Source organism: Streptomyces sp. NBC_00086, from assembly GCF_026343255.1.
Classification (GTDB): Bacteria; Actinomycetota; Actinomycetes; order Streptomycetales; family Streptomycetaceae; genus Streptomyces.
Window position 1 is genome coordinate 5,620,037 of the sequence record NZ_JAPELZ010000001.1, and the last position, 23,240, is coordinate 5,643,276.

Here is a 23,240-nt window from a genome sequence, read left to right on the forward strand (position 1 = left end):
GCCGAACCGAACGGGGAGTACATCGTGACCAGTCGCAGCAGCCGGGACAGCCTCGACTCCGCCGTGGACCCCCTCGGTCCGCTGCGCGACCCCCAAGAACCCGGCTGCGACGTCTTCCTGACGGGCACGGTCTTCCTCGACATCATCTTCACCGGCCTCGACTCGGCCCCCGTGCGCGGCACGGAATCCTGGGCGCGCGGCATGGGGTCCAGCCCCGGCGGCGTCGCCAACATGGCCACCGCCCTCGCCCGGCTCGGTCTGCGCACCTCCCTGGCCGCCGCCTTCGGGGACGACCACTACGGGGAGTACTGCTGGGACGCCCTCGAACAGGGCGAGGGCATCGACCTGTCGATGTCACGGACCGTGCCGGGCTGGCACAGCCCCGTCACCGTCTCGATGGCGTACGAGGGCGAGCGCACGATGGTTTCCCACGGCCACGAGGCCCCGCTCCCGGCGGACCCGGGCCCGTTCCCCCAGTGCCCTCCCCGCGCCCGCGCGGCGGTGGCCTCCCTCGGCCCGGGCGGCGGCGAGGCCTGGGTCGCCGAGGCGGCCCGCCGCGGGGCCAGGGTGTTCGCCGACGTCGGCTGGGACGACAGCGGGCGCTGGGACCTGGGGGCGCTCGCAGACCTGGAGCACTGCGAGGCCTTCCTGCCCAACGCGGGGGAGGCGATGGCGTACACGCGCACCGACTGCCCGCGCGCGGCGGCCCGGGCGCTGGCCGAGAAGGTGCCGATCGCGGTGGTGACGATGGGCTCCGAGGGCTCGTACGCGGTGGACGGGCGGACCGGGGAGACGGCCGAGGTCCCCGCGATCGCGGTCGACGCCCTGGACCCGACCGGCGCGGGCGACGTGTACGTGGCGGGCTTCCTGACCGGCACCCTCGCCGAGTGGCCGCTCGCGGACCGGCTCGCCTTCGCGGGCCTGACGGCCGCCCTGTCGGTGCAGGAGTTCGGCGGCTCCCTGTCGGCCCCCGGCTGGCCGGAGGTGGCCCACTGGTGGCGCACCGCCCCGGAGGCCCTGCGCGGGCGGTACGGCTTCCTGGACGACCTCGTCCCGCGGGCCGCCGCCCCGGCCAGCAGGCGCCGGGCGGTCCCGACGATCGGCTTCCGCCAGTCGGCGTAGGCCTGGCCGGCCGGGGAACGGGGTGAGGTGCGGGGCCGCGCCCCCGACCCGGACGCCCGCGCCGCCCCGGGCGGGACGGCCGGGTGCGGCGCCGTTTCCGGGGCCGGCCCCGGACCCCCGGTCCTCAAACGCCGGAGGGGCTGGTGTGGGCCGGTGGATCGGGTGCGGGGCAGGCCCCCGTGGCAGACCCCCGAGGCAGACCCCGTAAAACCCCTCGGGGATGGCGGGGCGGCGACGTAGGCTTGGAAGTCCGGTGGCCGTCGATCGGCGCGGCCCCTCAGTGGGAGGTATGCGCAGGCCACAGTGCCGGCCCATGACTCAGACACCGACAGCCAAGACCCCCGCGCCGGGGCAGGCGCGAGCCCACTTCTCCGTACCGGCCACCCATCCGATGGTGTCCGTCCTCGGCTCGGGCGACGCCCTGTTGCGCGTGATCGAGAAGGCCTTCCCGAGGGCCGACATCCATGTTCGGGGCAATCAGGTCAGCGCGATCGGCGCGGCGGCGGAAGTCGCTCTGATCCAGCGCCTGTTCGACGAGATGATGCTGGTGCTCCGCACCGGGCAGCCGATGACGGAGGACGCAGTGGAACGCTCGATCGCCATGCTCAAGTCGAGCGGCAACGGCGAGGGCCCGGACGAGACGCCCGCCGAGGTGCTCACCCAGAACATCCTCTCCAGCCGCGGCCGCACCATCCGCCCCAAGACCCTCAACCAGAAGCGGTACGTCGACGCGATCGACAAGCACACGATCGTCTTCGGCATCGGCCCCGCCGGTACCGGCAAGACCTACCTGGCCATGGCCAAGGCGGTCCAGGCCCTGCAGTCCAAGCAGGTCAGCCGGATCATCCTGACCCGCCCGGCGGTGGAGGCCGGAGAGCGCCTGGGATTCCTCCCCGGCACCCTCTTCGACAAGATCGACCCGTACCTGCGGCCGCTCTACGACGCCCTGCACGACATGATCGATCCGGACTCGATCCCGCGGCTGATGGCGGCGGGCACCATCGAGGTCGCGCCGCTGGCCTACATGCGCGGCCGCACCCTCAACGAGGCCTTCGTCGTCCTCGACGAGGCGCAGAACACCACCCCCGAGCAGATGAAGATGTTCCTGACCCGGCTCGGGTTCGACTCGAAGATCGTCGTCACCGGCGACGTGACCCAGGTCGACCTGCCGGGCGGTGCCAAGAGCGGTCTGCGGCAGGTGCAGGACATCCTCGAAGGGGTGCCGGACATCGCCTTCTCGCGGCTCACGTCCGAGGATGTCGTCCGGCACAAGCTGGTCGGCCGTATCGTCGACGCGTACGAGAAGTACGACGACAGCCAGGACGCGAAGCAGTCGCGGAACGGCTTCCAGCGGAAGTAGAAATCAGCGCACCATGTCGATCGACGTCAACAACGAGTCCGGAACCGAGGTCGACGAGCGGGCGATCCTCGACATCGCCCGCTACGCACTCGCCCGGATGCGGATCCACCCGCTCTCGGAGCTCTCCGTCATCGTCGTCGACGAGGACGCGATGGAGCAGCTCCACATCCAGTGGATGGACCTGCCCGGACCCACCGACGTCATGTCCTTCCCGATGGACGAGCTGCGTCCGCCGAAGAAGGACGAGGAGGAGCCCCCGCAGGGTCTCCTCGGTGACATCGTGCTCTGCCCCGAAGTCGCCAAGAAGCAGGGCGAGGACGCGCCGACGCAGCACTCCATGGACGAGGAGCTCCAGCTCCTGACCGTCCACGGGGTGCTGCACCTGCTCGGGTACGACCACGAGGAGCCGGACGAGAAGGCCGAGATGTTCGGCCTCCAGGCGGCGATCGTCGACGGCTGGCGCGGCGAGAACGGCGTGACGGGCCCGTCCCCGGCGCCGACCGTCTCATGACCGGTGATCTCCAGCTGATCACCGGGGCCGTCCTGCTGGTCGTGGTGGCCTGGTTCGCCGCGTGCGCCGAGTCCGGGATCGCCCGGATCTCCGCCTTCCGCGCCGAACAGGCCGTACGGGAGGGCCGGCGCGGCAGCGCCAAGCTGGCCCAGGTCGCCGGCGACCCCACCCGCTACGTCAATGTCGCGCTGCTGGTCCGGGTCACCTGCGAGATGGCGGCGGGCGTGTTCGTCACGTACGTCTGCCTCGACGAGTTCGGGGAGAACTGGACCGCGCTGCTCGTGGCCATCGCCGTGATGGTGCTCGTGTCCTACGTGGCGGTCGGCGTGTCCCCGCGCACCATCGGCCGGCAGCACCCGCTGAACACGGCGACGGCGGCGTCCTACGTCCTCGTACCGCTCGCCCGGATCATGGGGCCCATCCCGCAACTGCTGATCCTCCTCGGCAACGCGCTCACCCCCGGGAAGGGCTTCCGCAAGGGGCCCTTCGCCTCCGAGGCGGAGCTGCGCGCGATGGTCGACCTCGCGGAGAAGGAATCGCTGATCGAGGACGACGAGCGCCGCATGGTGCACCAGGTCTTCGAACTGGGCGACACGCTCGTGCGCGAGGTCATGGTGCCGCGCACCGACCTGGTCTGCATCGAGCGGTACAAGACGGTCCGTCAGGCGACCACGCTCGCGCTGCGGTCCGGTTTCTCGCGGATCCCGGTGACCGGGGAGAACGAGGACGACATCGTCGGCATCGTGTACCTGAAGGACCTGGTCCGCAAGACGCACATCAGCCGGGACGCGGAGAGCGACCTGGTCTCCACGGCGATAAGGCCCGCGGTGTTCGTGCCGGACACGAAGAACGCGGGCGACCTGCTGCGCGAGATGCAGTCGGTGCGCAACCACGTGGCGGTGGTCATCGACGAGTACGGCGGCACCGCCGGCATCGTCACCATCGAGGACATCCTGGAGGAGATCGTCGGCGAGATCACCGACGAGTACGACCGGGAGATCCCGCCGGTGGAGGACCTGGGCGGGGACCGCTACCGGGTCACCGCGCGACTGGACATCACCGACCTCGGCGAACTGTTCAAGGTGGACTCCTTCGACGACGAGGACGTGGAGACGGTCGGCGGACTGCTCGCCAAGGCGCTGGGCCGGGTACCGATCGCCGGTGCCTCGGCGGTGGTGGACCTGCCCGACGGACGGCCGCTGCGGCTGACGGCGGAGTCCCCGGCGGGGCGGCGGAACAAGATCGTGACCGTGCTGGTGGAGCCGGTGGTTCCGGTGGAGGGCCAGGAAGGGGAGACGGAGTGACGCCGGCGGAGCTGCGCGCGTTCTGTCTCGGGTTCAACGCGGCGGTGGAGGAGTTCCCCTTCACCCCGGAGACCTCGGTGTTCAAGGTGCTGGGGAAGGTGTTCGCGCTGAGCGCGCTGGACGCCGACCCGCTGAAGGTCAACCTCAAGTGCGACCCGGAGCAGGCGGTGCGGCTGCGGGCGGAGCACGAGGCGGTCGTACCGGGCTGGCACATGAACAAGCGGCACTGGAACACGGTGACCGCGGGCGGGCCGGGGGCGCTTGCCGACGCGCTGGTCCGGGAGCTGGTCGAGGACTCGTACGACCTGGTGGTCGCCGGTCTGCCGAGGGCGGAGCGGCTGCGGCTCGACCGGCCGTAGGGGGTGTACCCCCCCAGGTGTTCCCCGGAGTGGAATCGGGGAGGGGCCCAAGGTCATGGATCACGGGACCTTCGGGGCCGTGGATCCGCTTACCCAGCGCTTAGTTTTATCCCTGCGCCACCAAGATCCCGGGGGGACACCGGGGGTGGAGGGGAGAGCGCGTCGGCGGGGTCGTCGTGCGGCCCCGCCGACGCGCTCCATATGCTTCGGGCTATGACCGACAGCACCGGGATCGACCCCGAAGACACCAAGATCATCACGTTGGCGCGCAGCGCCCGGGCCCGCAACGGCGTGCCCGAGGGGGCGGCGGTCCGGGACGAGACCGGCCGTACGTACGTCGCCGGGACCGTGGCGCTGGACTCCCTCAAGCTGAGCGCGCTCCAGACGGCCGTCGCGATGGCCGTGGCCAGCGGCGCCCAGTCCCTGGAGGCGGCGGCCGTCGTCAGCGCCGCCGAGGCCCCCTCCGACGCCGACCGCGCGGCGGTCCGCGACCTCGGCGGCCCGGACACCCCGGTCCTCCTGGCGGGCCCGGACGGCACCCTGAAGTCGACGACTCCGGCTGGGGCCTGATCCGTCGGGCGGCGGGCTTCGGCTCCGGCCGGTCCTGCTCCGGCCGGTCCTACACCGGCCGGTCCTACACCGGCCGGTCCTGCACCGGCCGGCCGCCGAGGCCCGTGTGCCCGACGCCGCGCGGTGAGAAGGTGACCGGGCCGATCCAGCCCTGGAGCACCCGGACGACCTGGGACGGCAGCGGGGTCACGGGGTCGAAGCTCCGGCCGCGGGCCCAGTTCTCGAAGAGCCCCTCCGTCGTCCCGACCGCGGTGACCACCATGGTGACCCGGAGCTCCGAGCCGTCCGCCCAGGTGTGCCACAGGGCCCAGCCCTCCGGGCGGGGTTCCACGGCGAGCCGCGCGCACATCTCCTCGTAGCTCTCGTCGGTCCCGGCCGGTACGAGCCCAGGCCGGAGCAGGCAGGCCCCGACGAGACGGATTCGGGGCCGGTCCTCCTCGGTGCAGCCGTCGCCCTCGAAATGGTGACTGCGCAGGGTCCGGGAGAGGGCGTCCAGCTCGCGCCGGAACGGCTCCGGGAACTCGGTGCCCGAGGACTCCGCGACGACCCGGTGCGCGAGTCGCTCGATTTCACGGAGGTGGTCGAGCTCGGAGAGTTCGGGTGCGCTCATGACCGGCAGTGTCGCAGCGGGGCGCACCCTCCGGACACCCGTTTACGACCCGGCGGGAACGGCGCGGCGGCGGATGACCATCGCCATCAGGGCGGCCATCGCGCACAGGGCGCCCGAGGCGTACCAGACGGGGTCGTACGAGCCGAAGGCGTCGCGGGCCAGGCCGCCGAGGAAGGCCACCACCGCCGCGCCGATCTGGTGCGAGGCCAGGACCCAGCCGAAGACGATGGCTCCGTCGTCCCCGTAGTGCTCGCGGCACAGGGCGATCGTCGGCGGGACCGTCGCGACCCAGTCCAGGCCGTAGAAGACGATGAAGAACACCATCGGCGGGTGCACGGTCGGGGCCAGCAGGATCGGGAGGAACAGGAGCGAGATCCCGCGCAGGGCGTAGTAGACGGCGAGGAGGCGGCGCGATTCGAAGCGGTCCGTCAGCCAGCCGGAGAAGACCGTGCCGATCACGTCGAGCACGCCGATCACGGCGAGCAGTCCGGCCGCCGCCGTCACCGGCATGCCGTGGTCGTGGGCCGACGGGACGAAGTGGGTCCTCACCAGCCCGTTCGTCGAGGCCCCGCAGATCGCGAAGGTGCCCGCCAGCAGCCAGAACGGTCCGGTCCGGGCCGCCTTGACCAGGACGCCCACGGCCCGGCGGGCGGCGCCGGGGACGGGCGCGGGCTTGGCCGTGTAGGTGCCCCCGTACGGGGTGGTCCCGATGTCCGCCGGGTGGTCGCGCAGCAGCAGCCAGACGAAGGGCACGACGGTCAGGGCCGCCAGCGAGACGGTCACCGACGCCGGGCGCCAGCCGTGGTTCTCCACCAGCCAGGCCAGCAGCGGCAGGAAGATCAGCTGGCCGGAGGCCCCGGCGGCGGTCAGGATGCCGGTGACCAGGCCGCGCCGGGCGGTGAACCAGCGGTTGGTCACCGTCGCCGCGAAGGCCAGCGCCATCGAGCCGCTGCCCAGGCCGACCAGGACGCCCCAGTACAGGATCAGCTGCCAGGAGGTGGTCATCCAGACCGTGGCCACCGAGCCGCCGGCTATGACGGTCAGGGCGACCGCGACCACCTTGCGGATGCCGAAGCGGTCCATCAGGGCGGCGGCGAACGGCGCGGTGAGCCCGTACAGCGCGAGGTTCACGGAGACGGCGAGGCCGATCGTGCCGCGGGACCAGTCGAACTCCTCGTGCAGCGGCTCGATGAGCAGACCGGGGAGGGAGGCGAAGGCGGCGGCGCCGATGATCGTCACGAAGGCGACGGCCGCGACGAACCAGGCGCGGTGGACGCGGTGTGCGGGGTGCGGCGCGACGGCCGTGGAGTCGGGTCCGGCCGCCGGGCCGGAGGCGGGTGTCGGCGCGGGGGACGGGCCGGGGCCCGGGTCTGTCTGCGTCACGCCGATAGTTTCCGGCCGCCGGGGTCTCGTACGACAGTGGCCTGACCGACACCCTTCGATATGATCGGGCCATGGAGCCTCGCGCGCACCGTGTCCACCGTGTGGTCGTACTCGCCCTCGCCGGTCTGCTGCCCTTCGAGCTCGGCATCCCGCACCGGATCTTCGGGCGGGCGAAGGATCCCGCCGGGCGGCCGCTGTACGAGGTCCTCACCTGCGGGCTCGCCCCCGGCCGGGTCCCCACGGACGCCGACTTCGACGTCCACGTCGAGCACGGTCCCGAACTGCTGGCCACCGCCGACACGGTGGTGGTCCCCGCCTCCTACGAGCTGGGCCCGGTCCACGACGAGGGCCGGCTCACCCCCGAACTGGCCGCCGCGCTCGCGCACATCAGGCCCGGCACCCGGCTCGTCTCCATCTGCACCGGCGGCTACGTCCTGGCCGCCGCCGGGTATCTGGACGGCCGCCGGGCCACCACCCACTGGTCCTCCGCCGGGCACTTCCAGCAGACCTTCCCGGCCGTCCTGGTCGACCCGGGCGTGCTCTACACCGACGACGGGGACGTGCTCACCTCCGCCGGAGTCGCCGCCGGGATCGACCTGTGCCTGCACATCGTGCGCCGCGACCACGGCTCGGCCGTCGCGAACCACACCGCCCGGTACACCGTCGTACCGCCGCACCGCGACGGCGGGCAGGCGCAGTTCATCGACCGCCCGGTGCCCGAGCCGCAGCAGGCGAGCACCGCCGCGGCCCGCGCCTGGGTACTGGACCGGCTGCACGAACCACTGCGGCTGACCGACCTGGCCCGGCAGGAGGCGATGTCGGTACGGACCTTCACGCGCAGGTTCCGCGAGGAGTCGGGGCTCAGTCCGGGCGAATGGATCCTGGGGCAGCGGGTGGAGCGGGCCCGGGCACTGCTGGAGCAGACCGACCTGCCGATGGAACACGTGGCCCGGGAGGCGGGCTTCGGGAGCGCGCAGTCCCTGCGCAAACACGTCCAGGCGGCCCTCGGCGTGAGCCCGACGTCCTACCGGCGGACCTTCCGGCAGGCGGCACCGGGCGCCACACTGCCATCTCCTGATGGGACATCAGTTGCTGCCGGGTCCGTGCATTGACTTATCCCCCCGCCCGCTCGTGAATGGCCCCCTGGCGGGGTACGGGATCCCAGGGGGCGGTCAGTGCGGACTTCGGCGCGAACACCGGCGCGGGCAACGGCGCGGACGACGGCGCGGCACAGAGGGTGGTCGGCGGCCGTCGGCATGGCGGTGCTGGCCGCCGCGACCGGGGGAGCGCTGAGCGCGCCCGCCGCCGCGGAGGGGGAGACCCCTGCCGGTCAGGTCGAGTTCCCCACGCACTGCCTGCCGCCGCAGGAGGCGGGACTGCCGCCGGCCGACGGGCCCACCACCGCCCGGATCACCGTCGACGACACCACGCCGCGCGTGGGCGACACCGTCACGGTCACCTACCAGGTCACCCGGACCCCCGCCGTGAACCCGCTCTCCGTCGGCCTGCCCGCCGACGTCCTCACCCCGACCGGGCGGATCGTGCTCGGGGGCGTGCAGCAGGGCGAGGTCACGGTCGTCGGGGCCAAGCGCAACGATCCCGTCGAGGCGGGCGGGGCGCTGCCCGCCGTCACCATGACCGGCACCTTCACCGTCACCGCCCCCGGCGAGATCACCCTGGCCCCGGGCGGCTACACCCTGCACACCGGGCACCTGCTGGAACTGGACACCGTCTGCGCGGGCGCCTTCGGGAGCGAGCCGCCGGGGGCGGGACCGGCACCGACCGCGTCGGCTTCCGCGTCCGCGTCTGCGTCCGCGGCGCCGTCGCCGGTGTCCGCTTCGCCGGTGTCCCCGTCCTCGTCTCCGTCCGGGTTGCCGGTGCCCGCCGGGCCGCCGGTCGCGCAGCGGATCACCGCGAGTCCGCTGCCGACGGCCAACCTGCGCGCCGTCGCGCTCGGTACGGCGGCGGGAGCGCCGGGCGCGAAGGTCAAGGTCACCGGAGCCGGTTTCGTCCCCGGCGCGGAGGTCACCGTGACCGGCCGGGCGGGTACGGCGGAGACCGCCGACCGGGTCGCCGCGAAGGCCGACGAACTCGGCGTGGTCCTCGCGGAGCTGCCGGTCACGGACCGGGCGACCACGGCGGTCGTGGCGTACGAGGGCGCCGCCTGGACTCCGGAGTCGGGCTCGGGCCCGGCCGCGTACACGGTGATCGTCGCCGCCCCGCTGCCGCCGGGCAGCCAGACGGTGACGGCGGTCGTGGAGCCGGGCGAGCTCGGGATGACGCAGGAGGGCGACGCCGTGACGCTGGCCGCGGTCCCGTACGGGGACGGCGGAGCGGCGGCCGGACGGATCGGCACGGTCACCGTCAAGGACGCCCGCGGCGGGCCGGCCGGATGGTCCCTGATCGGCAAGGTCACCGATTTCACCGGCTCCGGCGGGGTCCGCATCCCGGGCGCCTCCCTGAGCTGGACCCCGGCGTGCGCGGCCGCGCCCGGCAGTCCCAGCGCGTGTACGCCGGGCAGTGCGGGCACCGTCGGGCCGGACGGGGCGGTCCTGGCCTCGACCGGTGACGCCGCGCTCGTCGGCGGCACCTTCACCGTCGACGCGGCCGTCACCCTGCAGGTGCCCCCGTACACCCCGCCGGGCGCCTACACCGCGGTGCTGACCCTGACGCTGTCGTGACCCGGCCCGGCCCCGCAGCCGCCGCGGTGCCGCCGCGCGGGGCGGAGCCCCCGCAGCGACCCTCGCCACTGGGCGGGGCGGCGGAGTCCCCGCAGCGACCTTTGCCGCTGCGCGGGGCGGAGTCCCCACAGCGGCCTTTGCCGCTGCGCGGGGCGGAGTCCCCACAGCGACCTTTGCCGCTGCGCGGGGCGAAGTCCCGTACCCGCCCTTCGCCCGTTCCCCGGGCGCTGCCCGGACCCCGAACCCCCTGGGGCTCCGCCCCAGACCCCGCGCCTCAAACGCCGGCGGGGCTGGATTCGGCCGGTGTCAGCCCGTACGTGAACGCCGCCGGGTTGGAAATTCCAGCCCCTCCGGCGTTTGAGGAGCGGGGGTCCGGGGGCCGGCCCCCGGGAACGGCGCCGCACCCGGCAACGGGTCCGGGGCGGAGCCCCGGGGAACGGGGGAAGGGCGGGGCGGGGAGAGCCTCTCCGGAGCGGTCCACCGCTGCCCGACACCGGCCGACCGTTGCACCGGCACCGGCACCGGCACCGGCCCGGGCCGCCCAGGCCCAAGCCCGGGCCCAGCCGCAGCCACCACCACCGCCACCGCGGGCACGGCGGCTCCTCGCCGCGTTCGCGGCCGCCGCCGTGATCCTGGGGCTCGGGATTCTTCTGCTCGGCGGAGCCGGACCCGCGGCCGCCGCCGACAACGGGCAGTGGTCCGTCCTGCCCGCCGCCAACAAGCTCGGGCAGCGCCCGTACTTCTACCTCGCCGCGGCCCCCGGCCAGACCGTCACCGACTCCGTCACCATCGCCAACCGCACCGACCGGCCCCGCACCTTCCGCCTCTACGCCGCCGACGCCTACAACACCGCCCGCGACGGCGGCTTCGCCCTGCGCGGGCCCGAGGAGCCGCGCACCGCCACGGGCGCCTGGACGGTGCCGGCGCGGGAGCGGATCACCGTCCCGGCGAAGGCGTCGGTCGACGTCGGCTTCACCCTCACCGTCCCCGACCGGGCCGAGCCCGGGGACCACCCCGGAGCCGTCGTCGCCCTGGAGGACCGGCCGGCCGGTACCGCGATGCCGGGGATAGGCGTGCAGCAGGCAGTCGCCGCCCGCCTCTACCTCCGGGTCACCGGCCCCACCGCGCCCGCGCTGGCCGTCGAGGACCTCCGCACCGACCGCACCGCCGGCACGGCCCGCGGCACCGCCGGCGCGGAGATCTCGTACACGCTCCACAACCTCGGTAACGTCACCCTGCGCCCCCGAGCCACCCTGACCGTCTCCGGCGCCCTCGGCCGGAGCCTCCTTTCCCGCCCCCTCGCCGGCCTGCCCGCAGAACTACTGCCCGGGCAGCGGGTCCGGCTCACCGCACCCTGGGCGGACCCGCCCGCGCTGGAATGGGCCGAGGTCACGGTCGTGGCGCGGGCCGACGGGGCGGCCGCCCGGGCCACCGCCGGACATGCCGCGCACCCCTCCCTGAACGGGCTGCTGGCGGCCGCTCTCGCCCTCGTGGCGGCTGCCTGGTCGGCGCTGGGAGCCGCATCGGGGAGAATGGCCCGTATGAGCGATCGTTCCCCCGAGACCACCAGCCCGCACCGTGCGGGCTTCGCATGCTTCGTCGGCCGTCCCAACGCGGGGAAGTCGACCCTGACCAACGCGCTCGTGGGTACCAAGGTCGCGATCACCTCCAACCGGCCGCAGACCACCCGCCACACGGTCCGCGGCATCGTGCACCGCCCCGACGCCCAGCTCGTCCTCGTCGACACGCCCGGCCTCCACAAGCCGCGCACCCTGCTCGGCGAGCGCCTCAACGACGTCGTGCGCGCGACCTGGTCCGAGGTCGACGTGATCGGCTTCTGCCTGCCCGCGGACCAGAAGCTCGGCCCCGGTGACAAGTTCATCGTCAAGGAGCTCGCGGGGATCAAGAAGACCCCCAAGATCGCCATCATCACCAAGACCGACCTCGTCGAGTCGAAGGTGGTGGGCGAGCAGCTCATCGCCGTGCACCAGCTCGCCGAGGAGCTGGGCTTCGAGTGGGCCGAGATCGTCCCGGTCTCGGCGGTCGGCGACACCCAGGTCCAGCTGCTGGCGGACCTGATCGCGCCGATGCTGCCGAAGAGCCCGCCGCTGTACCCGGAGGGCGACCTCACCGACGAGCCCGAGATGGTCATGGTCGCGGAGCTGATCCGCGAGGCCGCGCTGGAAGGCGTACGGGACGAGCTCCCGCACTCCATCGCCGTGGTCGTCGAGGAGATGATCCCCCGGGAGAACCGCCCGGCGGACCGTCCCCTGCTGGACATCCACGCCAACCTCTACATCGAGCGGCCGAGCCAGAAGGGCATCATCATCGGCCCGAAGGGCGCCCGCCTGAAGGAGGTCGGGATGAAGTCGCGCAAGCACATCGAGGCGCTGCTCGGCACCCCGGTCTTCCTCGACCTGCACGTGAAGGTCGCCAAGGACTGGCAGCGCGACCCCAAGCAGCTCCGCAAGCTGGGCTTCTAGGGGGTTTGGCTCCTACGGGAGCCGCCGCACCTTCAACGCGTTGTCCGTACGGGTCCCGGGCCGGCCGTCAGGCTGGTTCTGGACCCGTACGTGTTCCTCCGCCAGCAGGACCTCCCAGGCGCCGGCCTCCAGTTCCAGCTGGGCCAGCACCTGGTCCGGGGTCGGGAAGTCCACCTCCGGGCGGTCCTCCTGCCAGGACGCCCAGCCCGCGTGGCCGACGACGAGCAGGATCCCGCCGGGGGCCACGGCCGCGGCGGCCCGGCGCAGGATCCGCTCGCGCGGGAACTCCCCGAAGGTGTGCAGGAAGCACGCGGAGACCAGGTCGTATGCCCCGGCCGGGAAGGACTCCGCGAGGTCGTGCCGCTCCCAGGCGGTGCGCTCCGTGACCCCGGCGTCCGCGGCGTGGGCCGCCGCCCGCTCCAGGGCGACCCCGGAGATGTCCGTCCCGGTGACGTACCAGCCCTGCCGCGCGAGCCACACGGCGTCGCCGCCCTCTCCGCAGCCGAGGTCAAGGGCCCGGCCGGGAGCGAGCGGGGCGGCCTCCCGGGCCAGCACGGCGTTGGCCTCGCCGCTCCAGATCCTTTCGCTCTCGCGGTAGCGGGAGTCCCAGAACTCCTCGCCCGCGAAGCCGGTCTCGAAGCCGGTCTCGAAGCCGGTCTCGGGGGAGTGGGGGGCGTGGTCGTGCGCGTGCGCCATGGCGGTCTCTTTCCGGTCGGTACGGGTACGGGTGCCCGCGCCTTCGATGCTCCGCCCGCACCGCGGCCCCGGCCAAGCGACCTTGCCGTTCCCGCAAAACAACCGGCTCGGAGTTGCGCGGGACGCCCCTCGCCGATCACGGCAGCCGACAGGTCACACCAGCCGGCCGATCACAGCGGACGGTCCGCGATCAGGGCCGTGCCCACGGAGCGGAAGCCGAGGCGGGCGTAGAGGCGGGCCACGTCCTCGTCGCCCGCCGACAGGAAGACCGTGCGGGCTCCGCGGGCCAGGGCGTCGGTGACCAGGGCCGCCGTCACCGCGAGGGCCAGGCCCTGGCGGCGGGCCGAGGGGAGGGTGCCGACACCGACCACCTCGGCCACGTCGCCGACCGGGACGTACTGGCCGGAGCAGAGCACCACTCCGTCCCGTACGGCCGCCGCCAGGGCGGTGCGGCCCGACTGGATCATCCCCGCGACCCGGACCCGGCGGCCCTCCGAAGCCGGCTCCCGCTCCGCGAGCGCGAGCTCCGCCGGGCCCGCCTCGCCCACCGCCGTGCCGGGAGCGGCGAAGGCCAGCATCGGCACCGTCACCGCGGGGCGCAGCAACGGATCGGCCGCGCCGAAGACGCGTACGTCCGGATGCGCGGGGAGCCGTACCGCCGCGGGGTCGAGGACCATCAGCGGATGCGCGTGGACGCTCAGCCCGGCCGCCTCCGCGGCGGTTCGCAGGGAGGGCGTGGTTTCGGCCACCCACTCGAAGGCCTCGGGGATCTTCAGCTCCCGCTGCCGGGCCAGTACCCGCTCCACGTCGGCCACGCCGACGCCACCGGCCGAGGCGGCGCCGAGCGCGGGCCGCGCGTAGTACGGCCAGCCGTCGCTCTCCTGGACGAAGAGGGTCAGCGGGCCGAAGTCCTCGGCCCGCGCCCCGCCGGCCCGGGGCGCCGTGTCGTAGTAGCGCTCGAGCTCGGGCAGGCAGGCGGAAGGTGTGATCATCCGGCCATCAAAGCAAGTCGGGCCTGCTCAAGCACCTTCTTTGAGGACGCGGGAGATCAGCGTGCGCTGCGCGTCCGAGAGGTTCGGGTCCTGGCAGAGCACCGTCCGCCCGTCCACCGTGATCCGGTACGAGAAACCGTCCCGGATCCGGTCCGCCGGATCGCCCGGAGGGGCGGGCCGCAGGGCCAGCTGCACCAGCGCCTGCCACTCGTCCTCGTCGGGCAGGCCCGAGGTGTCCACCTCGCCCCGCCGCTCGATCCCCGCGAAGCCGCCGGTCCGCACCACCTGAATCCGCATGACCGCCCTTCTACCCGGCGCCCGCCGCCCCACGCCTGCCACCCCGGGTCCGCTACCCCGGGCCCGTTACCCCAAGCCGACCGTCGACCACGCCTTCTGCAGGGCCTGGTGCTCCGCGCCGCCGTCGCCGTACCGGGTGACGGCCGCGGCGGTCGTCAGGGCGGCGAACCGCGCGAAGTCCGCCTTCGGGCCCAGCTCCCCGCCGGTCAGGGTGTCGTACCAGATCCGTCCGGCCCGCTCCCAGGCCTTGCCGCCGAGCTCGGTCGCGACGAGGTAGAAGGCGTGGTTGGGGATGCCGGAGTTGATGTGCACCCCGCCGTTGTCGCGGGAGGTGCGGACGTAGTCGTCCATCGTCGCCGGCTGCGGGTCCTTGCCGAGCTCGTCGTCCTCGTACGCCGTCCCGGGCGCCTTCATCGACCGCAGGGCGGAGCCGCTGTCGACCGAGGGACCGAGCAGTCCGGCGCCGATCAGCCAGTCGGCGTCCTCGGCGGTCTGGTCGAGGGAGTACTGCTTGATGAGGGAGCCGAAGACATCGGACACGGACTCGTTCAGCGCGCCGGACTGGCCGTAGTACTCCAGGTCGGCGGTGTGCTGGGTGACCCCGTGGGCCAGCTCGTGCCCGATGACGTCCACGGACACGGTGAAGTCGAGGAAGAGGTCCCCGTCGCCGTCGCCGAACACCATCTGGCTGCCGTCCCAGAAGGCGTTGTTGTAGAGCCGGTCGTAGTGGACGGTGGCGTCCAGCGGCAGCCCGGCGTCGTCGATGGAGTGGCGGCCGAAGGCCTTGAAGAAGAGCTCGAAGGTGGCACCGAGCCCGGCGTAGGCACGGTTGACGCTGGCGTCCTGGCCGGCGTCCTCGCCCTCGCCGCGGACCTTCTTCCCGGGCAGCCGGGTCCGGTGTTCGGCGTCGTAGATGGTCCGCTCGGGGGCCTCGGACGGGGTGTCCCCGGCGGGCGGGAGCACCGTCATCAGCCGCCGCACCCGGTGGGAGGCGTCCAGTTCGAGGGTCCGCCGCGCGGCGGCGGCCCGGGCGGGGTCCTCGGACCGGGCGATCTTGTCCAGGAGGTGCGGCGGCACCACGGTGCAGAAGACGGGGTGGCGGCGAGCGAAGAAGGCATCCATGCCCGGCAATGTGGCAGCGGGTGACGCCGATGTCACTAGGTGCAACCATGATTCATTCGGTCGCCTGAAAGGGCTCGCGGCGCTTTGACGGATCGACCGGACATCGGGCCGGTCAGGCAATACACAAAGAGGCTTAGCTCACAAAGGGTGCAAAACGGACCTGCGGGTCTTGCATACTGGAACAGGTCCCGCATTACGGGGCGGCTCGGTTAGGCTCGGCCCATCATGCGTTTCGGGCTGCTCCTCCTTAGCTGCCGCGGCGAGGGCCTGTAGTCGTAGGCCGACCCCCTCCCCGCGGAGTTTGGTGTTGCGGTTTTGCGACCGTCCGTCGGCCGTCCCAGCGAACTACACGCGGACACGCGAGGAGCCCTACGCCATGAGCCAGCACACTTTTGTCGGTCGCCCCACGCCCATCACGAACGCGACCCACACCCAGAAGCCCTCCGGGATGCCCATCCACAAGTACGGCTCGTACGAGCAGGTGGACATCCCCGACCGCACCTGGCCCGAGGCCCGCGTCACGAAGGCGCCCCGCTGGCTGTCCACGGACCTGCGCGACGGCAACCAGTCGCTGATCGACCCGATGACCCCCGCCCGCAAGCGCGAGATGTTCGACCTGCTGGTGAGCATGGGCTACAAGGAGATCGAGGTCGGCTTCCCCTCCTCCGGTGACACCGACTTCAACTTCGTGCGCTCCATCATCGAAGAGGGCGCGATCCCGGACGACGTGACCATCTCCGTACTGACCCAGGCCCGCGAGGACCTGATCGAGCGGACCGTGGAGTCGCTGGTCGGCGCCAAGCGCGCCACCGTGCACCTGTACAACGCGACCGCGCCCACCTTCCGCCGGGTCGTCTTCCGCGGCTCCAAGGAGCAGATCAAGCAGATCGCCGTCGACGGCACCCGCCTGGTCATGGAGTACGCCGACAAGCTGCTGGGCGCCGACACCGTCTTCGGCTACCAGTACAGCCCGGAGATCTTCACGGACACCGAGCTGGACTTCGCCCTGGAGGTCTGCGAGGCCGTCTGTGACGTGTGGCAGCCGTCCGAGGGCCGCGAGATCATCCTGAACCTGCCCGCCACCGTGGAGCGTTCCACGCCCTCCACCCATGCGGACCGCTTCGAGTGGATGGCCCGCAACCTGACCCGCCGCGCGCACATCTGCATCTCCGTGCACCCGCACAACGACCGCGGCACCGCCGTGGCGGCCGCCGAGCTGGCCCTGATGGCCGGCGCCGACCGCATCGAGGGCTGCCTGTTCGGGCAGGGCGAGCGCACCGGCAACGTCGACCTGATCACGCTGGGCATGAACCTGTTCTCCCAGGGCATCGACCCGCAGATCGACTTCTCGCAGATCGACGAGATCCGTCGCACCAGCGAGTACTGCAACCAGATGGAAGTACACCCGCGCCACCCCTACGCGGGCGACCTCGTCTACACCGCCTTCTCCGGCTCCCACCAGGACGCCATCAAGAAGGGCTTCGACGCCATGGAGGCCGACGCGGCCGCCAAGGGCGTCACCGTCGACGACATCGAGTGGGCGGTCCCGTACCTGCCCATCGACCCGAAGGACGTCGGCCGCTCCTACGAGGCGGTCATCCGGGTCAACTCGCAGTCCGGCAAGGGCGGCATCGCGTACGTCCTGAAGAACGACCACAAGCTGGACCTGCCGCGCCGCATGCAGATCGAGTTCTCGCGGATCATCCAGGCCAAGACCGACTCCGAGGGCGGCGAGGTCACCCCGACCGCGATCTGGAACGTCTTCCAGGACGAGTACCTGCCCAACCCCGAAAACCCGTGGGGCCGCATCCAGCTGCGCTCCGGCTCGACCGCCACCGACAAGGACGGCACCGACACGCTGACCGTCGAGGCGGTCGTGGACGGCGTCGAGGCCGTGCTGAACGGCACCGGCAACGGCCCGATCTCGGCCTTCTTCGACGCGCTGGCCGCCATCGGCATCGACGCCCGCCTGCTGGACTACACCGAGCACACGATGAGCGAGGGCGCCTCCGCCGTCGCCGCCTCGTACATCGAGTGCGCGATCGACGGCCGCGTCCTGTGGGGCATCGGCATCGACGCGAACACCACCCGCGCCTCCCTGAAGGCGGTCATCTCCGCCGTCAACCGCGCGGGCCGCTGACCCGTTCGTTCGTGGACCCCGCTCCTCCTTCCGGAGGGGCGGGGTTCCGCCGTTCCCGGGGGCTTCGGCGGGCCGGGCAGCAGCCGTCGGCGCGAGCACCCGCGGCGGCCCGGCCGATGCCGCTCGCGGCGCAGGTCACCGGACGGGACTTCTCGTTCATGCGGCCGAGCGCGGGCAAGCCGGGGGGCGGCCGCGGGCGACGGGCGCGCAGGTGGGGCCGGGTGCGGGGCCGGATGCGGGCAGGGGCGCAGATCGGCCAAGTACGGCGGCCGGGCGATGTTGTCTTGTCACACGACTGACGCATCCTCACCGATGTGGCTAACATCACGCCAACCCGGCGATGTTGCCGGAAGGTTACGGAGGTGCGACGTGCTGCCAGTTCGGGGTGGGGACGGCCGGAAGCTGACGGTCTGGGGGATCCGCACCACCTGGAGCACCGTGGGGGACGGGGAGTTCTTCTGTCCCGACTGCGGTGGCGACCGCAATTACCGCCGGCGCACCGGGCGCCGCCGGTTCACCGTCCTCGGGGTGCCGCTGCTGCCCCGCGGGCAGGCGGGTCCCGTCGTCGAGTGCCAGGGCTGCCACGAGCGGTTCGGCACCGAGGTCCTGGACCACCTCACCACCACCCGCTTCTCCACGCTGCTGCGCGACGCCGTGCACACCGTGACCCTGGCCGTGCTGGCCGCCGGCGGGACGGCCTCGCGCAGCGCGCTGGAGGCCGCCGTGGGCGCCGTACGGTCCGCCGGGTTCCAGGACTGCACCGAGGAGCAGCTGGAGTCGCTCGTCGACGGGCTGGCCGCGGAGGAGGGTCGGCTCGGGCTCTACGACGGCCCCGACTGCTACGGCGCCGCGCTCTCGATCGAGCTGCACGAGGCCCTGGAGCCGCTGGCCCCGCACCTGGCCGGCCCGGGCCGTGAATCGATCCTGCTGCAGGGCGCGCGGGTCGCGCTGGCGGACGGCCCGTACATCCCCGCGGAGCGCGAGGTGCTCGCGACCGTGGGCGCGGCGCTGCGGATCGACTCGGACGAGGTCGCACGGCTGCTGTCGGCGGTCCGGGCGCCGTAGGAGCGGCCCCGGACCGGTCGCGTACGGGATCCTCGCCAGAGCCTGCCGTCAGACTCCCGGCAGGCCCCTGCGGGGCTCAGGCGGCGCCCCGCGCCACCGGGGCGGGGTGCGCCGCGATGAAGCGGCGCAGGGCCGCGCACAGCCCCTGGGGGTTGTCGAACGGGATCAGCGTGCGGGCGTCCGGGACCTCCTCGTACGTGCCGTACGGAAGCAGCCCCGCGAGCCGGCGGCCGGTCCGCGGCGGCATCATCCGGTCCTCCGCGCCCCAGAGGACGAGGGCGGGACGGTCGAAGGAGCGCAGCCGCTCGGCGGCCCGGACGTAGGTGTCCTTGCGGGTGGCGTGCAGGAACGCGGCCAGGTCGCGGCGGATGGCCGGGTCGGTGAGCAGCGGGCCGTACCAGCGCAGGACCAGATCGTGCGGGATCGGCCGCTTGGCCATGCCGCCGAGGGAGGTCCGCATCCCGGCGAGGAAGGGCGAGCGGAAGGACCGCAGGAGCAGGTGGAGCGCTCCGGGGATCTTGCTCGCGGTGTGCAGGGCCTTGCCCTGCAGGCCCGGCGGGTAGTTGTCGAGGGCCTCGCAGGAGGCGAGGACGAGGCGTGCGATCCGCTTGTCGTTCACGCCCACGAGGAGCTGGGCGATACCGGCGTCGTTCTGGACGAGGGTGACCTCGCGCAGGTCGAGGCGGTCGAGGAACTCGGCGAGGAGGCCCGCGACCCCATGGGCGGAGAGGTCGGCGCCGGGGTCCATGGGGAGGCGGTGGCCGCCGATGGGCAGGACCGGGACGAGGACGCGGAAGTCGGGGCGCAGCTCGTCGACGACGCCCTGCCAGACGGATGCGTCGAAACCGAGGCCGGGGACGAGGACGATCGTCTCGCGGGCGGGTCCGTCCGCCGCCTCGGTGTCCGTGTCGGGGCCGGTCTCCGGGCTGTCGGTGTCGGTGTACTCGATGGTGCTGGAGCTGAGGGCGATGGCGAGCATGCGGTTCCCCCTGGTCGGATCCACTAGATAGACCGATCTAGTGAGAGACTAGCCCCGATGACGACGACAGGCGATACGCGAGCACGCATTCTGGGCGCGGCCACCGAGCTCTTCCGCCGCCAGGGGTACGCGGCCACGGGCATGAAGCAGATCGTGGCGACGGCGCAGGCGCCCTACGGGTCCGCCTACCACTTCTTCCCCGGAGGCAAGGCGCAGCTGGGGGAGGAGGTCCTGCGAACCTCCGGTGCGACCTATCTGGCGCTGATCGGCGAGCTCTTCGGGCCGGGCGCCGGCCATCACGACGACCCCGTCCTGGCGACGCGGGACGCCTTCGCGGGCGCGGCCGTGACGCTGGAGGAGCTGGACTTCGCCGACCCCTGCCCCGTCGCCACGGTCGCGCTGGAGGTGGCGAGCACCCACGAGGGGCTGCGGCTGACCACCTCCGAGATCTTCACTTCCTGGACCGACGCGCTGGCCGCGTACTACGCCGGCCACGGCATCGCGGCCGCGCAGGACACGGCGGGCTCGGTGATCGCGCTGCTGGAAGGCGCCTTCATGCTGGGCCGCGCCCACCGCCGGACGGAGCCGGTGCTCGCCGCCGCGACGGCGGCGCAGGCGATCGTTTCGGCCGCGCTGGTGGTTTCGGACGTGGCCGCGTCCACGGTGTGGGCGAAAACGGCACAATCTGAGGTAACGATCGGGCCTCGCACCCCCGATTCAGAGATCCTTCCGCGTGTCGTGAACCGCGGAGGCGTGCCATCCGTACGGGGTGTTTCCACCAGATGGACGGACGGAGCGGAGCCTTCTTCTTTGCGTGGCCGAACGGCCCGCTGAGGGTTAACCCGCACGTCACCGCGGACGGCCTTCGCGTTCGCGCAGCTGGAATCGCCGATTTCGCGAAGCGTTGGACATAGTCGACGCCGGGGGTCCGCGCCACTGGAGAAATCTCCAGATCCTGCACGCCGCCCGGTCAACATTTTGTAGAAGTCGACGATATCTGTGAGCGGCCCCACAGGCGTTCAATTCCGGTCACACGAGGAGACGCCGCCGGTAACACCGCGGAGCTTCGATTCACGTGGACGCAACGACAACCCTGACGGATCAACGGGCTAACGACCCACTCCGGCCAGGGACTACCAGCTTCCTATCGCTTCCTCTCAGTTACCTACCTCATTGAAGGGCAAGGCAGAGATGGCACGTGTCGCCGCACCGCTTTCCGCCACCGGAAAGCAGAGCACGCACCCGGTCGACGAGGTGCTCCCCCTCCCCAAGCTCGCGCTGTACGGCTTCCAGCACGTACTCGCGTTCTACGCCGGTGCGGTGATCGTTCCGATCATCGTCGGTGGCGCCCTCGGGCTCTCCACCGAGCAGCTGGTCTACCTGATCAATGCCGACCTCTTCACCTGCGGTATCGCCTCGATCATCCAGGCGTGGGGCATCGGCAGGATCGGTGCGCGGCTCCCCCTGATCCAGGGCGTCACCTTCACCGCGGTGTCCCCGATGATCGCCATAGGTCTCGGAGCCGGCGGCGGGACGGCGGGTCTGCTCGTCATCTACGGCGCGGTCATCACGGCCGGCATCGCCACCTTCGCCTTCGCCTGGCTGCCCCCCAAGGCCTTCCGCACGATCATGCGGCTCTTCCCGCCGGTCGTCACCGGCACGGTGATCACCGTCCTCGGCATCGTGCTGATCCCGGTCGGCCTGAACGACGCCGCGGGCGGCCTCGGCAGCCCCGACTTCGGTGACCCGAAGCACTTCGCCTACGCCGGCGGCACGATGCTCTTCATCCTCATCCTGATGAAGCTCGGCAAGCCGTTCCTCAACAGCATCTCCATCCTGCTCGGCCTGGTCGGCGGCACCGCCGTCGCCTTCCTGCTCGGCGACGCCAAGTTCGGCAACGTGAGCAACTCGGACTGGATCGGCATCACCACGCCGTTCTACTACGGCGCCCCGAAGTTCGAGTGGTTCCCGATCGTCCTGATGCTCATCGTCATGCTGATCACCATGGTCGAGACCACCGGCGACACCTACGCCGTCGGTGACATCGTCGGCAAGGACATCGACAGCGAGACCGTGGCCCGCGCCCTGCGTGCCGACGGAGCCGCGACCGCCCTCGGCGGCGTCCTGAACTCCTTCCCGTACGTGGCCTTCGCCGAGAACGTCGGCCTGGTCCGCATGACCAAGGTCAAGAGCCGCTTCGTCGTGGTCGCCGCGGGCGTCTTCATGATCGTGCTCGGCATGATCCCCAAGGCCGCCGCGATCGTCGCCGCGGTTCCGCACGGAGTGCTCGGCGGCGCCGCGACCGTGATGTTCGCGATGGTCGCCCTGGCGGGCATCCAGACCCTGGCCAAGGTCGACCTCAAGGAGGAGAAGAACGCGCTCGTCGTGGGCGTCTCCCTGGCCTTCGCGCTGCTCCCCGCCACCGTCCCGGTCCTCTTCAAGGACCACATGGACGCCGACCTCTCCTCGCTCCTCAACAGCGGTGTGACGCTCGGTGCCACGGCCGCCATCGTCCTGAACCTGATCTTCAACGGTCTGGGCAAGGACGATGCGCACGACGCCCCGGCCGAAGCCCCGCAGGCCGACGCTCCCGCGGCCGAAGCCCCGGTGGCCGTCGCCGCCGCGTCGGACGACGAGCCCACGGCAGCCATCCCGGCCCAGTCGGGCGAGGGCGAGCCCGCCCCGGCGCCGACCGCCTGATCCTCCCAAGGGGTGTCCCCCGCCGGGCCTCGTGCCCGGCGGGGGTCGCTGCCGTCCGGGGAGTGCGTGCCGTCCGGGGAGTCCGTCCTGTCGGTGGCGTACGGGACAATGAGCCCATGAGTCTGTTCCGCGACGACGGCATCGTGCTGCGCACCCAGAAGCTGGGTGAGGCGGACCGCATCATCACGCTCCTGACCCGGGGCCACGGCCGGGTCCGGGCCGTCGCCCGGGGCGTGCGGCGCACCAAGTCCAAGTTCGGCGCCGGGCTGGAACCCTTCTCCCACGCCGACGTGCAGTTCTTCTCGCGCACCGGGGAACTGATCGGCCGCGGCCTGCCGCTCTGCACGCAGACCCAGATCATCGCCCCGTACGGCAACGGCATCGCCACCGACTACGCCCGCTACACCGCCGGCACCGCGATGCTGGAGACCGCCGAGCGGTTCACCGACCACGAGGGCGAGCCCGCCGTACAGCAGTACCTGCTGCTCGTCGGCGCCCTGCGCACCCTCTCGCGCGGCGAACACGCCCCCAACCTCATCCTCGACGCCTTCCTGCTGCGCTCCCTCGCCGTCAACGGCTACGCGCCCAGCTTCGACGACTGCGCGAAGTGCGGACTCCACGGACCCAACCGGCACTTCTCCGTCGCCGCGGGCGGGGTCATATGCGGCGACTGCCGCGTTCCCGGCAGCGTCGTACCCTCGTCGGAGGCCATCGCCCTGCTCAGCGCACTGCTGACGGGCGACTGGGGGCATGCCGACGCGTGCGAGGCGCGTCACGTGCGGGAGGGAAGCGGGCTGGTTTCCGCCTACTTGCACTGGCATCTGGAGCGCGGGCTACGCTCCCTTCGATACGTCGAGAAATAGGAG

At 72.3% G+C, this 23,240-nt stretch carries 21 protein-coding genes and 1 pseudogene; 15 read left to right on the forward strand and 7 right to left on the reverse strand.

The features are described from left to right. Window positions 1-21 precede the first annotated feature (21 nt). The 6 genes from OG276_RS25250 to OG276_RS25275 all read left to right on the forward strand — a co-directional run bounded on the left by OG276_RS25250 (window position 22) and on the right by OG276_RS25275 (window position 5,226). Window positions 22-1,122 carry a carbohydrate kinase family protein gene (locus tag OG276_RS25250; RefSeq protein ID WP_266913099.1) on the forward strand — a complete coding sequence of 367 codons (1,101 nt, stop codon included), beginning with the start codon at window positions 22-24 and terminating at the stop codon, window positions 1,120-1,122. A gap of 313 nt (window positions 1,123-1,435) precedes the next feature. After that, window positions 1,436-2,482 carry a PhoH family protein gene (locus OG276_RS25255; protein ID WP_266908980.1) on the forward strand — a complete coding sequence of 349 codons (1,047 nt, stop codon included), beginning with the start codon at window positions 1,436-1,438 and terminating at the stop codon, window positions 2,480-2,482. Window positions 2,483-2,495: 13 nt separating this feature from the next. Continuing rightward, a complete protein-coding gene (gene ybeY, locus OG276_RS25260; protein WP_266877564.1) occupies window positions 2,496-2,993 on the forward strand; it encodes an rRNA maturation RNase YbeY in 498 nt (165 codons plus the stop codon). Further along, window positions 2,990-4,297, forward strand: coding sequence for a hemolysin family protein (locus OG276_RS25265; RefSeq protein WP_266908981.1), 1,308 nt, complete (start codon window positions 2,990-2,992; stop codon window positions 4,295-4,297). The genes ybeY and OG276_RS25265 overlap by 4 nt, the downstream gene beginning before the upstream one ends. Further along, complete coding sequence (locus OG276_RS25270; protein ID WP_266908982.1) at window positions 4,294-4,656, forward strand: MmcQ/YjbR family DNA-binding protein; 363 nt, start codon at window positions 4,294-4,296, stop codon at window positions 4,654-4,656. The genes OG276_RS25265 and OG276_RS25270 overlap by 4 nt, the downstream gene beginning before the upstream one ends. Before the next feature lie 213 nt (window positions 4,657-4,869). After that, window positions 4,870-5,226 carry a cytidine deaminase gene (locus OG276_RS25275; protein WP_243334727.1) on the forward strand — a complete coding sequence of 119 codons (357 nt, stop codon included), beginning with the start codon at window positions 4,870-4,872 and terminating at the stop codon, window positions 5,224-5,226. A gap of 64 nt (window positions 5,227-5,290) precedes the next feature. Here OG276_RS25275 and OG276_RS25280 read toward each other — a convergent pair whose 3' ends face one another. After that, a complete protein-coding gene (locus OG276_RS25280) occupies window positions 5,291-5,836 on the reverse strand; it encodes a hypothetical protein (RefSeq protein WP_266908983.1) in 546 nt (181 codons plus the stop codon). 42 nt (window positions 5,837-5,878) lie between these two features. Beyond that, on the reverse strand, window positions 5,879-7,219 hold the full coding sequence (locus OG276_RS25285; protein WP_266908984.1) for an MFS transporter: 1,341 nt from the start codon (window positions 7,217-7,219) through the stop codon (window positions 5,879-5,881). Window positions 7,220-7,290: 71 nt separating this feature from the next. On the opposite strand from OG276_RS25285, the gene OG276_RS25290 reads away from it, so the two are divergent. From OG276_RS25290 to era, 4 genes and pseudogenes are all read left to right on the forward strand, one after another. Beyond that, the gene (locus OG276_RS25290) at window positions 7,291-8,331 is read left to right on the forward strand and encodes a GlxA family transcriptional regulator (protein ID WP_266908985.1); all 1,041 of its coding nucleotides are present in this window, start codon (window positions 7,291-7,293) and stop codon (window positions 8,329-8,331) included. 144 nt (window positions 8,332-8,475) lie between these two features. Next, a complete protein-coding gene (locus OG276_RS25295) occupies window positions 8,476-9,900 on the forward strand; it encodes a beta-xylosidase (protein WP_266908986.1) in 1,425 nt (474 codons plus the stop codon). Window positions 9,901-10,526: 626 nt separating this feature from the next. Further along, window positions 10,527-10,913: pseudogene (locus OG276_RS25300) on the forward strand (DUF916 domain-containing protein); the annotation flags it as partial. 528 nt (window positions 10,914-11,441) lie between these two features. Then, on the forward strand, window positions 11,442-12,383 hold the full coding sequence (era, locus tag OG276_RS25305; protein ID WP_243335076.1) for a GTPase Era: 942 nt from the start codon (window positions 11,442-11,444) through the stop codon (window positions 12,381-12,383). Window positions 12,384-12,395: 12 nt separating this feature from the next. Here era and OG276_RS25310 read toward each other — a convergent pair whose 3' ends face one another. The 4 genes from OG276_RS25310 to OG276_RS25325 all read right to left on the reverse strand — a co-directional run bounded on the left by OG276_RS25310 (window position 12,396) and on the right by OG276_RS25325 (window position 15,490). Beyond that, a complete protein-coding gene (locus OG276_RS25310; protein ID WP_266908987.1) occupies window positions 12,396-13,079 on the reverse strand; it encodes a bifunctional 2-polyprenyl-6-hydroxyphenol methylase/3-demethylubiquinol 3-O-methyltransferase UbiG in 684 nt (227 codons plus the stop codon). A 170-nt stretch (window positions 13,080-13,249) separates the two neighbouring features. Beyond that, entirely contained in the window at window positions 13,250-14,071 is an 822-nt protein-coding gene (locus OG276_RS25315) for a GNAT family N-acetyltransferase (protein ID WP_266908988.1), read from the reverse strand. 27 nt (window positions 14,072-14,098) lie between these two features. Next, a complete protein-coding gene (locus tag OG276_RS25320; protein ID WP_266908989.1) occupies window positions 14,099-14,368 on the reverse strand; it encodes a protealysin inhibitor emfourin in 270 nt (89 codons plus the stop codon). Between the two features lie 66 nt (window positions 14,369-14,434). Next, window positions 14,435-15,490: a M4 family metallopeptidase gene (locus tag OG276_RS25325; RefSeq protein ID WP_266908990.1), complete on the reverse strand. Its 1,056-nt coding sequence runs from the start codon at window positions 15,488-15,490 to the stop codon at window positions 14,435-14,437. Between the two features lie 376 nt (window positions 15,491-15,866). Here OG276_RS25325 and leuA point away from each other — a divergent pair, with 376 nt between their 5' ends. Further along, the gene (gene leuA, locus OG276_RS25330; protein ID WP_266908991.1) at window positions 15,867-17,630 is read left to right on the forward strand and encodes a 2-isopropylmalate synthase; all 1,764 of its coding nucleotides are present in this window, start codon (window positions 15,867-15,869) and stop codon (window positions 17,628-17,630) included. A gap of 369 nt (window positions 17,631-17,999) precedes the next feature. Next, a complete protein-coding gene (locus OG276_RS25335) occupies window positions 18,000-18,695 on the forward strand; it encodes a TerB family tellurite resistance protein (RefSeq protein ID WP_266908992.1) in 696 nt (231 codons plus the stop codon). A gap of 76 nt (window positions 18,696-18,771) precedes the next feature. Here OG276_RS25335 and OG276_RS25340 read toward each other — a convergent pair whose 3' ends face one another. Continuing rightward, a complete protein-coding gene (locus tag OG276_RS25340) occupies window positions 18,772-19,674 on the reverse strand; it encodes an alpha/beta fold hydrolase (RefSeq protein WP_266908993.1) in 903 nt (300 codons plus the stop codon). A 57-nt stretch (window positions 19,675-19,731) separates the two neighbouring features. Between OG276_RS25340 and OG276_RS25345 the strand changes: the two genes are divergently transcribed. The 3 genes from OG276_RS25345 to recO all read left to right on the forward strand — a co-directional run bounded on the left by OG276_RS25345 (window position 19,732) and on the right by recO (window position 23,237). Beyond that, entirely contained in the window at window positions 19,732-20,508 is a 777-nt protein-coding gene (locus OG276_RS25345; RefSeq protein WP_266908994.1) for a TetR/AcrR family transcriptional regulator, read from the forward strand. Between the two features lie 357 nt (window positions 20,509-20,865). After that, window positions 20,866-22,374, forward strand: a complete 1,509-nt coding sequence (locus tag OG276_RS25350; RefSeq protein ID WP_266908995.1) for a nucleobase:cation symporter-2 family protein — start codon at window positions 20,866-20,868, stop codon at window positions 22,372-22,374. Between the two features lie 116 nt (window positions 22,375-22,490). Then, window positions 22,491-23,237, forward strand: a complete 747-nt coding sequence (gene recO / locus OG276_RS25355) for a DNA repair protein RecO (protein WP_266908996.1) — start codon at window positions 22,491-22,493, stop codon at window positions 23,235-23,237. Window positions 23,238-23,240: the final 3 nt, after the last annotated feature.